The organism is Sphingomonas sp. NIBR02145 (genome assembly GCF_027359115.1).
Taxonomy (GTDB): Bacteria; Pseudomonadota; Alphaproteobacteria; order Sphingomonadales; family Sphingomonadaceae; genus Sphingomonas; species Sphingomonas kyeonggiensis_A.
Genome location: NZ_CP114791.1, coordinates 2,848,038 through 2,859,888 on the forward strand (window position 1 = coordinate 2,848,038; position 11,851 = coordinate 2,859,888).

At 67.8% G+C, this 11,851-nt stretch carries 16 protein-coding genes and 1 tRNA gene; 9 read left to right on the plus strand and 8 right to left on the minus strand.

Going from position 1 to position 11,851, the window contains the following annotated elements; translation table 11 throughout:
• Positions 1–28: 28 nt before the first annotated feature.
• Positions 29–658, plus strand: coding sequence for a TetR/AcrR family transcriptional regulator (locus O3305_RS12585; protein ID WP_269572870.1), 630 nt, complete (start codon positions 29–31; stop codon positions 656–658).
• Positions 659–662: 4 nt separating this feature from the next.
• Here O3305_RS12585 and O3305_RS12590 read toward each other — a convergent pair whose 3' ends face one another.
• Both O3305_RS12590 and O3305_RS12595 read right to left on the minus strand, forming a co-directional pair.
• Positions 663–893 carry a hypothetical protein gene (locus tag O3305_RS12590; RefSeq protein ID WP_269572871.1) on the minus strand — a complete coding sequence of 77 codons (231 nt, stop codon included), beginning with the start codon at positions 891–893 and terminating at the stop codon, positions 663–665.
• A 3-nt stretch (positions 894–896) separates the two neighbouring features.
• Positions 897–1,964, minus strand: coding sequence for a Glu/Leu/Phe/Val family dehydrogenase (locus O3305_RS12595; protein WP_269572872.1), 1,068 nt, complete (start codon positions 1,962–1,964; stop codon positions 897–899).
• A 187-nt stretch (positions 1,965–2,151) separates the two neighbouring features.
• On the opposite strand from O3305_RS12595, the gene O3305_RS12600 reads away from it, so the two are divergent.
• The 3 genes from O3305_RS12600 (at position 2,152) to hemW (ending at position 3,953) form a co-directional block, all read left to right on the plus strand.
• Positions 2,152–2,556, plus strand: coding sequence for an Lrp/AsnC family transcriptional regulator (locus O3305_RS12600; protein ID WP_269576508.1), 405 nt, complete (start codon positions 2,152–2,154; stop codon positions 2,554–2,556).
• 175 nt (positions 2,557–2,731) lie between these two features.
• Positions 2,732–2,805, plus strand: a tRNA-Gly gene (locus tag O3305_RS12605).
• Between the two features lie 14 nt (positions 2,806–2,819).
• Complete coding sequence (hemW, locus tag O3305_RS12610; RefSeq protein WP_269572873.1) at positions 2,820–3,953, plus strand: radical SAM family heme chaperone HemW; 1,134 nt, start codon at positions 2,820–2,822, stop codon at positions 3,951–3,953.
• A 166-nt stretch (positions 3,954–4,119) separates the two neighbouring features.
• On the opposite strand, the gene O3305_RS12615 is transcribed toward hemW, so the two are convergent.
• Positions 4,120–5,316, minus strand: coding sequence for a penicillin-binding protein activator (locus O3305_RS12615; protein WP_269572874.1), 1,197 nt, complete (start codon positions 5,314–5,316; stop codon positions 4,120–4,122).
• 12 nt (positions 5,317–5,328) lie between these two features.
• Between O3305_RS12615 and rsmI the strand changes: the two genes are divergently transcribed.
• The gene (gene rsmI, locus O3305_RS12620) at positions 5,329–6,162 is read left to right on the plus strand and encodes a 16S rRNA (cytidine(1402)-2'-O)-methyltransferase (protein ID WP_269572875.1); all 834 of its coding nucleotides are present in this window, start codon (positions 5,329–5,331) and stop codon (positions 6,160–6,162) included.
• Between the two features lie 58 nt (positions 6,163–6,220).
• Here rsmI and O3305_RS12625 read toward each other — a convergent pair whose 3' ends face one another.
• Positions 6,221–6,400 carry a hypothetical protein gene (locus O3305_RS12625; RefSeq protein ID WP_184164748.1) on the minus strand — a complete coding sequence of 60 codons (180 nt, stop codon included), beginning with the start codon at positions 6,398–6,400 and terminating at the stop codon, positions 6,221–6,223.
• A gap of 89 nt (positions 6,401–6,489) precedes the next feature.
• Between O3305_RS12625 and O3305_RS12630 the strand changes: the two genes are divergently transcribed.
• The 3 genes from O3305_RS12630 to O3305_RS12640 are packed head-to-tail and all read left to right on the plus strand — an operon-like array spanning position 6,490 to position 8,449.
• The gene (locus O3305_RS12630) at positions 6,490–6,858 is read left to right on the plus strand and encodes a YraN family protein (protein WP_269572876.1); all 369 of its coding nucleotides are present in this window, start codon (positions 6,490–6,492) and stop codon (positions 6,856–6,858) included.
• A gap of 45 nt (positions 6,859–6,903) precedes the next feature.
• The gene (gene gshB / locus O3305_RS12635) at positions 6,904–7,860 is read left to right on the plus strand and encodes a glutathione synthase (RefSeq protein ID WP_269572877.1); all 957 of its coding nucleotides are present in this window, start codon (positions 6,904–6,906) and stop codon (positions 7,858–7,860) included.
• Positions 7,861–7,864: 4 nt separating this feature from the next.
• The gene (locus tag O3305_RS12640) at positions 7,865–8,449 is read left to right on the plus strand and encodes a DedA family protein (protein ID WP_269572878.1); all 585 of its coding nucleotides are present in this window, start codon (positions 7,865–7,867) and stop codon (positions 8,447–8,449) included.
• Here the strand turns inward: O3305_RS12640 and O3305_RS12645 are convergent.
• The 4 genes from O3305_RS12645 to O3305_RS12660 form a co-directional block, all read right to left on the minus strand.
• The gene (locus tag O3305_RS12645) at positions 8,427–8,906 is read right to left on the minus strand and encodes a GAF domain-containing protein (protein WP_269572879.1); all 480 of its coding nucleotides are present in this window, start codon (positions 8,904–8,906) and stop codon (positions 8,427–8,429) included. The two genes, O3305_RS12640 and O3305_RS12645, sit on opposite strands and share 23 nt — an antisense overlap.
• A 44-nt stretch (positions 8,907–8,950) precedes the next feature.
• Complete coding sequence (locus tag O3305_RS12650) at positions 8,951–9,859, minus strand: tyrosine recombinase XerC (RefSeq protein ID WP_269572880.1); 909 nt, start codon at positions 9,857–9,859, stop codon at positions 8,951–8,953.
• A gap of 146 nt (positions 9,860–10,005) precedes the next feature.
• Positions 10,006–10,662, minus strand: a complete 657-nt coding sequence (gene fsa / locus O3305_RS12655) for a fructose-6-phosphate aldolase (protein WP_116840059.1) — start codon at positions 10,660–10,662, stop codon at positions 10,006–10,008.
• A 12-nt stretch (positions 10,663–10,674) separates the two neighbouring features.
• The gene (locus tag O3305_RS12660; protein WP_269572881.1) at positions 10,675–11,070 is read right to left on the minus strand and encodes a hypothetical protein; all 396 of its coding nucleotides are present in this window, start codon (positions 11,068–11,070) and stop codon (positions 10,675–10,677) included.
• 102 nt (positions 11,071–11,172) lie between these two features.
• Here O3305_RS12660 and O3305_RS12665 point away from each other — a divergent pair, with 102 nt between their 5' ends.
• A complete protein-coding gene (locus O3305_RS12665) occupies positions 11,173–11,820 on the plus strand; it encodes a DUF2490 domain-containing protein (RefSeq protein WP_269572882.1) in 648 nt (215 codons plus the stop codon).
• Positions 11,821–11,851: the final 31 nt, after the last annotated feature.

The following is an 11,851-nucleotide window of genomic DNA, read 5'->3' on the forward strand; positions in this document are numbered from 1 at the left end:
ACCCAAAATCGTACCCTATAGTACGGTTATGACAAAAATTGTGGAGAAGGCGCCCGGCAAGCGTGAGGCACGCAAGGAGGAACGCCGCGAAGCGATCCTGGCGATCGCCAAGCGCGTATTCCTCGACCAGGGCTATTCAGGCGCGTCGATGTCCGCGATCTCGGCCGAGCTCGGCGGATCCAAGGGCACGCTGTGGAGCTATTTCCCGTCCAAGGAAGAGCTGTTCGCCGCAGTGCTCGACGACGCGACCAAGGATTATCGCGCGCAGCTCGCCGATGTGCTCAAGCCGGGCGAGGACGTGAGCGCGGCGGTGCGCCAGTTCTGCAAGGGCTTCATCGCCAAGGTCTCGTCACCCGACGGGCTGCGGCTGCACCGGCTGATCGCGTCGGAAGTCGCGCGCTTTCCCGAGATCGGCGACATCTTCTACCGCCGCGCGCCGTTGCCGACCCAGCAGATGCTCGCGGCGTTCTTCGAGCGGGTGATGGACGCAGGGCAGCTGCGCCGCGAGGATCCGCTGTTCGCGGCGCGGGTGCTCGCCTCGCTGTGCCTGGGCGTGCAGCAGCGGATGATCTGGGGCCAGGAACTCTCCGCGGCCGAGCGCGACCGCGAGGCCGGGCAGGTGGCCGACATCTTCCTGCGCGCCTTCGCGCCCGAATAAGCGACTAGAGCGGCACCCCGTCGAGCGCGACCGCCTCGACACCGATGCAGCGGAGCATCTTCTCCGCGACGATCATGCCCGGCGGGCCGTCCAGCTCGAGATCGAGCCGTACGGCCATGCCGTATTCGGTAACCCGCACTTCCATCTCGGGCGCGACCAGATCGTGCTGCGCGGCCAGGCCAACCAGCCGGCACAGCAGGGCAGCGCTCGATTCGCCGACAATGTCGAGACGCATGGCTCAGGCGGCTTCGCGTACCGGCGCGAGCGGAGCGGCGGTGATCCGGGCGCGAGCGAGCGCATCGGCGGCGCGGTGCGGCGCCAGCCCCTCGCGCCCGGCATGGGCGAGCACGGCGCCCAACCGCAGCCCGGTGGCATGGACGCGGCTCGCCACCTCGTCGACGCTCCAGCCGAGATATTCGCCGGCGACGCTGATGATCCCGCCGGCATTCACCACATAATCGGGCGCATAGAGGATGCCGCGATCGGCGAGCCGGTCGCCATCCTCGGGCGTGGCCAGCACATTGTTCGCGGCGCCGCAGACGATCCGGGCACGCAGCCGGGCAACGGCATCCCCGTCGATCACCCCGCCCAGCGCACAGGGGGCGAAGATCTGGCAGCGGGCATCGAGGATGCTGTCACGGCCCATGATCTCCGCGTCGTAGCGACAGGCGATCTCGGCGGCGACGCCAGGGCGCGGCTCCGCGACGATCAGCCGGGCGCCCGCTTCATGGAGCATGCCGCACAGCGCCGAGCCGACATGGCCGAGCCCCTGCACCGCGACGCGCAGCCCCTTGAGCTCGCTGCCGAGCTGGCGGCGCGCGGCTTCCTCCATCGCCAGGAACACCCCGCGCGCGGTCCATGGCGAGGGATCGCCGCCCGGACGGCCATCGCGCGGCGGCAGGCCGGCGACATGGCGCGTCACGCCGCGCACCGCTTCCATGTCCGCGACGCTGGTGCCGACATCCTCGGCTGTGACGTAATTGCCGTCGAGCCGCGCGACTGCCCGACCGAAGGCCGCGAACAGCCTGCGCCGGTCGAAATCACCCTGGGGCAGGTTGAGCACCGCCTTGCCGCCGCCGAGCGGCAGATCGGCCATAGCATTCTTGTAGGTCATGCCCTCGGCCAGCCGCATCGCATCGCCGACCAAGGCGGCATGATCGCCATAACGCCACAGCCGGCACCCGCCCGCCGCCGGGCCGCGCCGGCTCGAATGGAGGACGATGACCCCGTCCAGCCCGCTCTCCTCGTCGCGCAGCACAAGCACGCTCTCGGGCGGGGTGGCGGTTACTTGCGGCGCGTCGACCATGAAAGGGCTCCTGAAATCCTGAGATGACTCTTCCATGGATTTGCGGGAGAATGTGGCCTTCTTCGCATAGTCCAAGGCCATATGGGCAATATCTCACCCCATATCGGTTAAATGGAGAACAGATTTGCCCGCCAACCTCGATCCGTTCGAACGCAAGATCCTGCAGGTGCTCCAGGAAGACGCCTCGATGCCGACCGCCAAGCTGGGCGAAATGGTCGGGCTGTCGAGCTCGCCCTGCTGGCGCCGGGTGGACCGGATGGAGAAGGAAGGGATCATCACCAGGCGCGTGGCGCTGGTCGACCGGCAGAAGGTTGGGCTCAACGCCCACATCTTCGCGCAGATCAAGCTCAACGCGCATGGCCGAGCCAATCTTGACGAGTTCGCCGCGGCGATCGGCTCCTTCCCCGAAGTGCTCGAAGCCTATGTGCTGATGGGCGTGTTCGACTTCATGCTGCGCATCGTCGCCGCCGACATCGAGGCCTATGAGCGCTTCTTCTTCACCAAGCTTTCCAAGCTTCCGGGGGTGCAGGAAATCAATTCCACGGTGGCGCTGTCGCAGGTGAAGGCGACGACGGCGCTGCCGATTCCGTGATTCGAGATGGCCTCCCCGCTTATCTGCTCCCCGGCGAAAGCCGGGGCCCAGGGTCACGAGCGATTCGGCAGAGAAACCCTGGGCCCCGGCTTTCGCCGGGGAAGCGAAGAAGGTTTGGATCCGACCCAGCCCTGTTGACCGCGCCCCCAAGCTTGTGGCAGGCGGCGCATGGCTCGCGGGTATAGCACAATGGTAGTGCAGCAGCCTTCCAAGCTGAATACACGGGTTCGATTCCCGTTACCCGCTCCAAGCCTCTCAAGCGCATGACCACCGACACCGCTCCCCCGCTCGCACTGTACGTGCACTGGCCGTTCTGCGTGTCGAAATGCCCCTATTGCGACTTCAACAGCCATGTCCGCGAGAGCGTCGATCAGACGCTGTGGCGCAGCGCGATGCTTGCCGACCTGGCGCATGAGGCCGAGGCGCTGCCGGGACGGCGGCTGGGCTCGATCTTCTTCGGCGGCGGCACCCCGTCGCTGATGCCGCCCGAGACGGTCGCCGCGGTGATCGAGGCGGCGGAGCGGCATTGGGGCTTCGAGCCGGGCATCGAGATCACGCTGGAAGCCAATCCGTCTTCGGTGGAAGCCGCGCGCTTCGCCGACATCGCCTCGGCCGGGGTTAACCGGGTGTCGCTGGGGCTGCAGGCGCTCGACGATGCGGACCTGCGCTTCCTCGGGCGGGCGCATGGCGTGGACGAGGGGCTGGCGGCGCTGGAGACCGCGCAGCAGGCGTTCGCGCGCGTGAGCTTCGACCTGATCTATGCCCGGCCCGGCCAGACGCTCGCCGGCTGGGAAGCCGAGCTGCGCCGGGCGCTGGCATATGGCACCGAGCATCTCTCGCTCTACCAGCTGACCATCGAGCCGGGCACGCGCTTCGCCACGCTGTTCGAGAAAGGCGAGCTTGCCGCCTATGATCCGGACGAGGCCGCCGACCTGTTCGACGCGACGCGCGCGATCACCGCCGCCGCCGGGCTGCCGGCCTATGAGATATCCAACCATGCCCGGCCGGGTGCGGAGAGCCGGCACAACCTGACCTATTGGCGCTATGGCGACTATGCCGGCGTCGGCCCCGGCGCGCATGGCCGGCGGAACGGCGTCGCGACGCTGCGGCGCAAGAAGCCCGAGAACTGGCTCGCGGCCATCGAGCGCAACGGGCATGGCATCGAGCGCGAGGACCCGCTTGATCCGCAGGATCGCGGGGTGGAGGCGCTGCTGATGGGGCTGCGGCTGGCCGAAGGCGTGGACCTGTCGCGCATCCCGGACGCGCCGCTGGATGCGAAGGCGCTGGCGGGGATGGAAGCGCAGGGGCTGGTCCGGCGGGAAGGCATGCGGCTGGTCGTGACCGATGCCGGGATGCCGGTGCTCGAGGCGATTCTTCGCGAGCTGGTGGTTACGTAAGAACGCCTGACCCTGCACCCAAGCCGTTCCCCGGCGAAGGCCGGGGTCCAGCATCGGCACGGTTGGTCAGGCGGTCGAACCCCTCGAACGACATTGCAACTGGGCCCCGGCCTGCGCCGGGGAACCCAAGGATATTCCTATCCCGCAAGGGAAGGGATTGGGACGTCTAGTTCCCGAATCCCGTCGGTGCCGGCGAGATCGTCACCGTCGTCCCCGCCTTCACTTCCTGGACCTCGAGCGCGCGCTCGGCGATGCCGTCGCGGCCGAAGCGGAAGGCACCGTCGAGGCCGCCAAAGCCGTCGGGTGCGACCAGGCGGCGTTCGGGGAAGATGTCTCCCGGGCGCCATTCGCGGGCGATGCGCACGGTGAGCAGCACCGCGTCATAGCCGAGCGTCGAGAGCCGGTACGGCGCTGCACCGAAGCGGGTGCGGTATTTGGTGGCATAGGTGCGGTAGTAATTGTCGGGCACGCTGGCGAACCAGGCGCCGTTGAGCACCGCATTCGTGCCGATCGCCGAATCGGTGTTCCACAGCTCGGTGCCGAGGATGCGCGCGGTCTTGCCGCCCGCCGACTTGCGGATCAGCGGCGCCGCCGTCACCCCGCTCGCGCCCGAGCCGGCGATCAGGATCGCCTGATAGGGCGAGCGCGACAGCTTGGTGATCGCGGTCGTCATCGAGCCGGGGCGACCGTCATAGGTCTCCATCGCCAGCACCTTACCGCCCTGGTCCTCCACGGCGCGCAGGAAGTTGGTCGCGGCGCGCTCGCCATAGACGCCCGAGGTCATCAGGCCGACGAAATTGGTGATCCCCTGCCCCTTGGCGTAATCGACCACGCGCTCGATCGACTGCGCCGGCGAATAGCCGAGCAGATAGGTGCCGCCGCCGGCGACCGACGTATCGTTCGAGAAGCTGAGCACCGGCACGCGCGCGGCGCGGGCAATCGGAGCGACTTCACGCGCTTCCTCGGCGAGCAGCGGACCGAGGATCAGCTTGTTGCCATCGGCGATCGCCTGGCGCGCGGCATTGGCGGCACCGCCGGCGGTGTCGTAGGTGGTGATGCGCAGCACGTCCGACCTGGTGTCGAGGATGGCGAGCTGCGTCGCATTGGCCAGCGACTTGCCGACGCCGGCGTTGGGGCCGGTCATCGGCACCAGCAGCGCGACGCGGTGGCGCTCGACGTCCTGGGGCAGGCCCGGCGAGATCGGCCGAGTCGAGGGACGCTCGCGCGGCGCCTCGGTCGTCGGCGCGGGGCGGGTTTCGGGGATTACACGAGGTCCGCTGGCGCAGGCCGCGAGGAGCGCAGCGAGCCCCAAAGCGGCCCAGCGGAGGATGCCCCGTTGCGGTGTTAGGGTCGCGTCTGCCATTTACTCTCCCCGATGAACGCTCTTCTTACGCCCGGCCTCTATATCGTCGCCACGCCGATCGGCAATCTCGGCGACCTCTCCCCGCGCGCTTCGGAAATACTCCTGAACGCCGATCTGGTTGCCGTTGAGGACAGCCGTGTGACAGCGGGACTGTTTCGGCACCTTGGCCAGAAGGGGAAAATGCTCCCCTATCATGACCATAATGCCGATGCGGTGCGCCCCGGGCTGGTGGCGCGGATGGCGACCGAGGCGATCGCCCTGGTCTCCGACGCGGGCACGCCGCTGATCTCCGATCCCGGCTTCAAGCTGGTGCGCGACGCGCGCGAGGCGGGCCACACGGTAACGACGATTCCCGGACCCTGCGCGGCGATCGCGGCGCTGACCCTGGCGGGGCTGCCGACCGATCGCTTCCTGTTCCTGGGGTTCCTGCCCTCGAAGCAGCAGGCGCGCGCCGAATCGATCGCCGAGATCGCGGGGGTGCGTGCCACCCTGGTGCTCTACGAATCGGGGCCGCGGCTCTCCGCCTGCCTGGCCGCGCTGGCCGAGGGCCTGGGCGACCGCGAGGCGGCGGTGGCGCGCGAGATCACCAAGAAGTTCGAGGAATGCGTGACCGGCTCGCTCACCCAGCTGGCCGAGCGCTATGCCGAGGCACCGCCCAAGGGCGAGATCGTGGTGGTGGTCGCCCCGCCGGGCGCCCCTGCCCCGGCTACGGCCGATGACGCCGACGCCGCGCTGGCCGAGGCGCTGACCCGGCTGCCGGCGAGCAAGGCGGCGGGCGAAGTCGCGAAGAAGCTGGGGCTCGATCGCAAGGCGCTCTACGCGCGGGCGATGGAGATGAAGGGATAGCGAATCGACTCCCCGGCGCGGGCCGGGGAAGCGGTCAGGGCGCGCGAGCGCGAAGCCCTCAGGCGAATTCCTGCTCGAGCATGCGCAGTTCGTCCGCGCCGGTAAGCTCGGCAAGGCGCCTGAGATAGGTCTCGGCAAGCTGGCGACGGCGAAGGGCCGCGGCCTCGGTCATCGCCCGCTTGGCGGCGGCGAGTTCCTGAGCGGCGCGACGCCGATAATAGCGTTCGTTCGATTCCATCAGATGCGACCCCCCGGAAGCACCGATAAACCCGGTTCGGTGCGACTCGGTCTGGCTATGGTAACCAAAGTTATCCACAGCTGCGAGTCGTGAGGGGCCGCAGGACAACGGATCGCCGCGCTGCGGAAACGCGTGGCCGCGAAGGCGAGCGCCGGGCGGCCTGGTGGCTATGGCTCAAGGGCTGGAAAATCCTCGATTCGCGGGTCCGCACCCCGGCCGGCGAAGTCGACCTGATTGTGCGGCGCGGCAACCTTGTCGCCTTTGTCGAGGTCAAGACCCGCGCCAGCGCCGCCGACCTGGATTTCGCGATCGACGAGCGCCGGCTCGCCAGGGTCGCGGCCGCGGCCGAGTATCTGATGCCCCGCTATGCCGGTCCGGGGGACGACATCCGGGTCGACGTAATCCTCATTGCTCCGCGCACCCTGCCTCGCCATATCGAAAACGCCTGGATGGGGTGACTTATCCAGATAAGTCACCTAAAGCGTTTTCACCAAGGAGGCCCAATGTCGCTCAACGTCGCCGTGCAGATGGACCCGCTCGACGCGATCAACATCGCCGGAGATTCGACGTTCGCGCTGATGCTCTCGGCGCAGGCGCGCGGGCACAAGCTGTTCCACTATGCCGCCGAGGACCTGAACTATTCGGCCGGACGCGTCTGGGCGAAGGCGCATCCGGTGACGGTGCAGCGGGTGGCGGGCAATCATTTCGAGTTCGGCGAGCCGGTGCAGCTCGACCTGGGCGAGGAAGCCGATGTGGTGCTGATGCGCCAGGATCCGCCCTTCGATCTGGGCTATATCACCGCGACGCATCTGCTCGAGCGGATCTCGGACAAGACGCTGGTGGTCAATGACCCGGCCAGTGTGCGCAACGCGCCGGAGAAGATCTTCGTCCTCGACTATCCGCAGTTCATGCCGCCGACGCTGGTGACGCGCAGCCTGGAGGAAGCGCGCGCCTTTCTCGCGGTGCATGGCGAGATCGTCATCAAGCCGCTGCACGGCAATGGCGGCAAGGCGATCTTCAAGGTGGGCAGCGACGGCGCCAACCTCTCCTCGCTGATCGAAGTGTTCAACACCGCCTATCGCGAGCCGCACATGGTGCAGGCGTTCCTTCCCTCGGTGGCGGCGGGCGACAAGCGCATCGTGCTGGTCGACGGCGACGTGGCCGGCGCGATCAACCGCATCCCCGGCGAGGGCGAGATCCGCTCGAACCTGGCGGTGGGCGGAAGTGCCGCGAAGACCGAACTGACGGCGCGCGAGGAAGAGATCTGCGCGGTGCTAGGGCCGGAGCTGAAGAAGCGCGGCCTGTTGTTCGTGGGCATCGACGTGATCGGCGGCGAGTGGCTGACCGAGATCAACGTCACCTCCCCCACCGGCATCGTCGCGATCGACAAGTTCAACGGCAGCGATACCGGCGCGGTGATCTGGCAGGCGATCGAACGCCGCGTGGCGGAGCGCCGCTGACGCGATGATCGACTGGCTCGATTGGGGGTATCTGGGCGTTTTCCTGCTGATGGTGCTGGAAAACGTCATTCCCCCCGTCCCTTCCGAACTGATCATGAGCGTTGCCGGCATCGCCGCCGGCCAGGGCAAGATGGACTTCGCGCTGCTGGTGCTCACCGGCACGGCGGGCTGCGCCATCGGCAACCTGTTCTGGTGGGAGATCGGGCGGCGCTTCGGCTACAAGCGGCTCGAGCCGCTGGTGCGCCGCTGGGGCCGCTGGCTGACGCTGGAATGGGAAGACATCGAGAAGCTGCGCCACTTCTTCGATCGCTGGGGCGGGATCACCGTGCTGGTGTTCCGCTTCATGCCGATCGGGCGCACGGTGATCTCCATCCCGGCCGGGCTGATGCACATGCCGCTCGGCCGCTTCCTGGTCTACACGACGATCGGCAGCGCGATCTGGAACACGATCCTGGTCGGCGTGGGCTATTGGCTGGGCACCAATTTCGAGACGGTCGACCATTGGATCGCCCCGGTCTCGATCGCGGCGATCGCGGCGGTGGCGGTGCTCTATCTGTGGCGGGTGTTCACCTGGAAGCCGCGAGGCTGAGCCGATCGAGCTCCGCGGCGATCAGCGCGGCATAGATTTCCATCTGCGGGACCAGCGCGGCGAGGCCGCTGCGCGAGGCCGGATCGATGGCGCAGAGCGTACCGAAGAAACTGCCGTCGGCGCGCACGATCGGCCAGGAGATATAGCTTTTCAGGCCATATAGCGCCGGCGTGTGATGCGTGCGCCAGGCGGGGTCGGCATCGACATCGTTGATGAAGACACCCTGGCCGCTGTCGCGGATCTCATCGCAGATCGTCGTCTTGACCACCAGCTCGTCGCCGGGATTGAGGCCGAATTCGATCTTGTCGAGCACCTGGCAGGCAATCCAGCGGTCCGACGTCACCCGCGCCACCGCTGCGAAGCCCATGCCCGTGCACTCGCACAGCTCGGCGAGGATCGCCTCGACTTCGGGGATGCGCTGGATATCGGCGATATCGGCGAGATAGGGATCGGTCATTACGCCATCGTAGCAGGTTACGGCGCGGCTGTACCTGATGGAGATCAGGCGCGGGGGTGCGCGTTTCGGTACACATCCAGCAGGTGCGCCGCATCGACCGCGGTGTAGATCTGCGTCGAGCTCAGGCTGGCATGGCCGAGCAGCTCCTGCAGCGCGCGCAGATCGGCGCCGCGGCCGAGCAGGTGCGTCGCGAAGCTGTGGCGCAGCGCATGCGGCGTGGTGCGGTCCGACAGGCCGAGCGCGGTGCGGGCCGCCCGGACCGACTTGCGGATCACCCCCGGCGGCATCGGCCCGCCCTTGGCCCCGCGGAACAGCGGCGCGTCGCGCGATACGCCATAGGGGCATTGCCTCGCATACGCCTCGATCGCGTCGCGGACCTGGGGGAGCAGCGGCACGATCCGCGTCTTGTCGCGCTTGCCAGTGACCGCCATCGTCGCGCCGAGCGGGAGGACCGCGCCGGTGAGGCTCACGGCCTCGCCGATGCGCAGGCCGGCGCCGTAGAGGAGCAGCAGCACCGCCCAGTCGCGCGCGGCAAGCCAGGGTTCGCGCGCTTCCTCGGATACGGTTTCGGCCAGTGCGACCGCTTCGTGCGGGGCGATCGGGCGAGGCACGCCCTTCTTGACGCGCGGCCCCTTGAGGCGCGGCAGCTCGGCATCCTCTCCGACAGCGAATTTGAGGAAGCCACGCACGGCGGACAGCTCGCGGGCGGCGGACGCATTGGTGAGCCCGTCCTCGCGGCGATGCGCGAGATAGGCGCGCAGATCGGCGGCGCTCGCCTTGCCGAGCGCTTCGCGGGTGACCGGGCCACCCCAATGCTTCTGGAGAAAGGCGACCAGCCGCTCGGCCGTGGCGCCGTAAGCCCGCACCGTATGCGCCGAGCGCCGCCGGTCGCGGGCGAGATGCTGCGCGTAGAGGAGCGGGAGGGCGGGTTCGGTCACGGGGGGAGCATACATCTCCCTCCCCCCTTGTGGGAGAGGGAGGGAGCCGACGCAGTCGGCGGAAGGGTGAGGGGGAGTGAGACTCAAGCCCCCTCATCCTTCCCACTCGCTGCGCGAGCGGGCCCGTTCCTTCTCCCACAAGGGGAGAAGGAGTTAGAAAGTCAGCCGATCTTCTGGCCGGTCTTGGCCCAGTCGGCCATGAACGACGCGATGCCGGCGTCGGTCAGCGGGTGCTTGACCAGCTGGCGGATCACCGCCGGCGGGGCGGTCATCACGTCGGCGCCGATCTTGGCGGCCTCGAGCACATGGATCGGGTTGCGTACCGACGCGACCAGGATCTCGGTGTCGAAGGCGTAATTGTCGTAAATGGTGCGGATGTCGGCGATCAGGTCCATGCCCGGATAGCCGATATCGTCATGCCGGCCGACGAAGGGCGAGATGAAGGTTGCGCCGGCCTTGGCCGCGAGCAGCGCCTGGTTGGCCGAGAAGCAGAGCGTGACGTTGACCATCGTGCCGTCGCTGGTGAGCGCCTTGCACGCCTTGAGGCCGTCGATGGTCAGCGGCACCTTGACCGCGACATTGTCGGCGACCTTACGGACGATCTCCGCCTCGCGCATCATGCCCTCGAAATCCAGCGCGACGACTTCCGCCGAGACCGGCATGCCCGGCACGATCTCGCAGATCTCCTTGACGACTTCGAGGAAGTCGCGGCCGGCCTTGTGGATCAGCGAGGGATTGGTGGTGACGCCGTCGAGCAGGCCCGTATCGGCCAGGTCGCGGATGTCTGCGGTATCGGCAGTGTCGGCGAAGAACTTCATGAGCAATCCTTGTCAGTCGTGCGTGAGCATGAGCTTTGCGCGACCGCCCTTAAGCCGATTCACCGTGACGCGATAGGTGCCCGGACGCATCCGGTAGGTGAGGATCTTGTGGATCGTCGAGCAGCGCGGGCCCCGGCGCTCCGACGTCATGCGCAACGGCCGCCTGCCGGTCGCCGGGAAGGCATCGATCCAGCCTTCGCGATCGATCGCGATACCGACCAGCCCCGCCTTGCGGATGGTGATTCGCGTCTCCAGCGTGCCGCTCCGCACGGGAAGCGTCACCGCATGCCGCGTGTCGAGCCCCTTGCCGTCGCGGGTCCAGCCGGCGAGCGGACGCGGAAGCCGGGTATCGAGCGCAGTACAGCGGCCCTGGATCGCCGCGGCCAGGGCGAGTGCCGTGAGAATCATTGTCATCCCCCTTGCTGATCGGCGGAATGTTCCATGAATGTTCCACCGCCAGCAACAAAAGCTTGCACCGAAATGAAGACGATGCGTTTAGGCGCGATGCGCTTGCTTCTTGCCTTACTCCCGTTGTTCGCCGCCACGCCCGTGCTCGCGCAGCGGACCGACGACCAGCTGTGGCTGCAGGCAAGCGGGATCGTGCGGGTGGGCGAGCATGAGGAAGCGACGGTCGAGAGCATCGTCCGCTTCGGCGATCGCGCCAAAGGGCTGGCACACACCGAGATCGGCGGCCTGTTCGCCTGGAAGATCGGCAAGGTCGAGCTCGGAATCGGCTATCGCCATGTCGAGGATTTCAACGACGGCCGGGTGCTGCCGAACGAGGAACGCACCCGCCAGCACATCATCATCCCGCTCGGCGCCGGCTTCGCCACCCGCATCCGCGTGGAACAGCGTTTCAACAGTTCCGGACCCGGCATCGGCCACCGCGTGCGCGGGCAATTGCGCTTCAACACGCCGCTGACCCGCGGCGGGCTGGGCCTGTTCGCGACGCAGGAGACCTATCTCAACTTCAACGACACGCGCTGGGGCCAGCGCCGCGGGATCGAGCGCGTGCGCCACACCATCGGCATCGGCGTGCCGATCGGTCGCCAGCTGCGGCTGGAGACGGGCTATCTCAACCAGTATCGCTTCGGCCGCAACGGCGCGCGCGACCAGATGGACCACGCCATCACCTTCGGGATGACGCTGCGGCCCTAGTCGCCCTGCCCCCAAATTGTTCCCCGGCGAA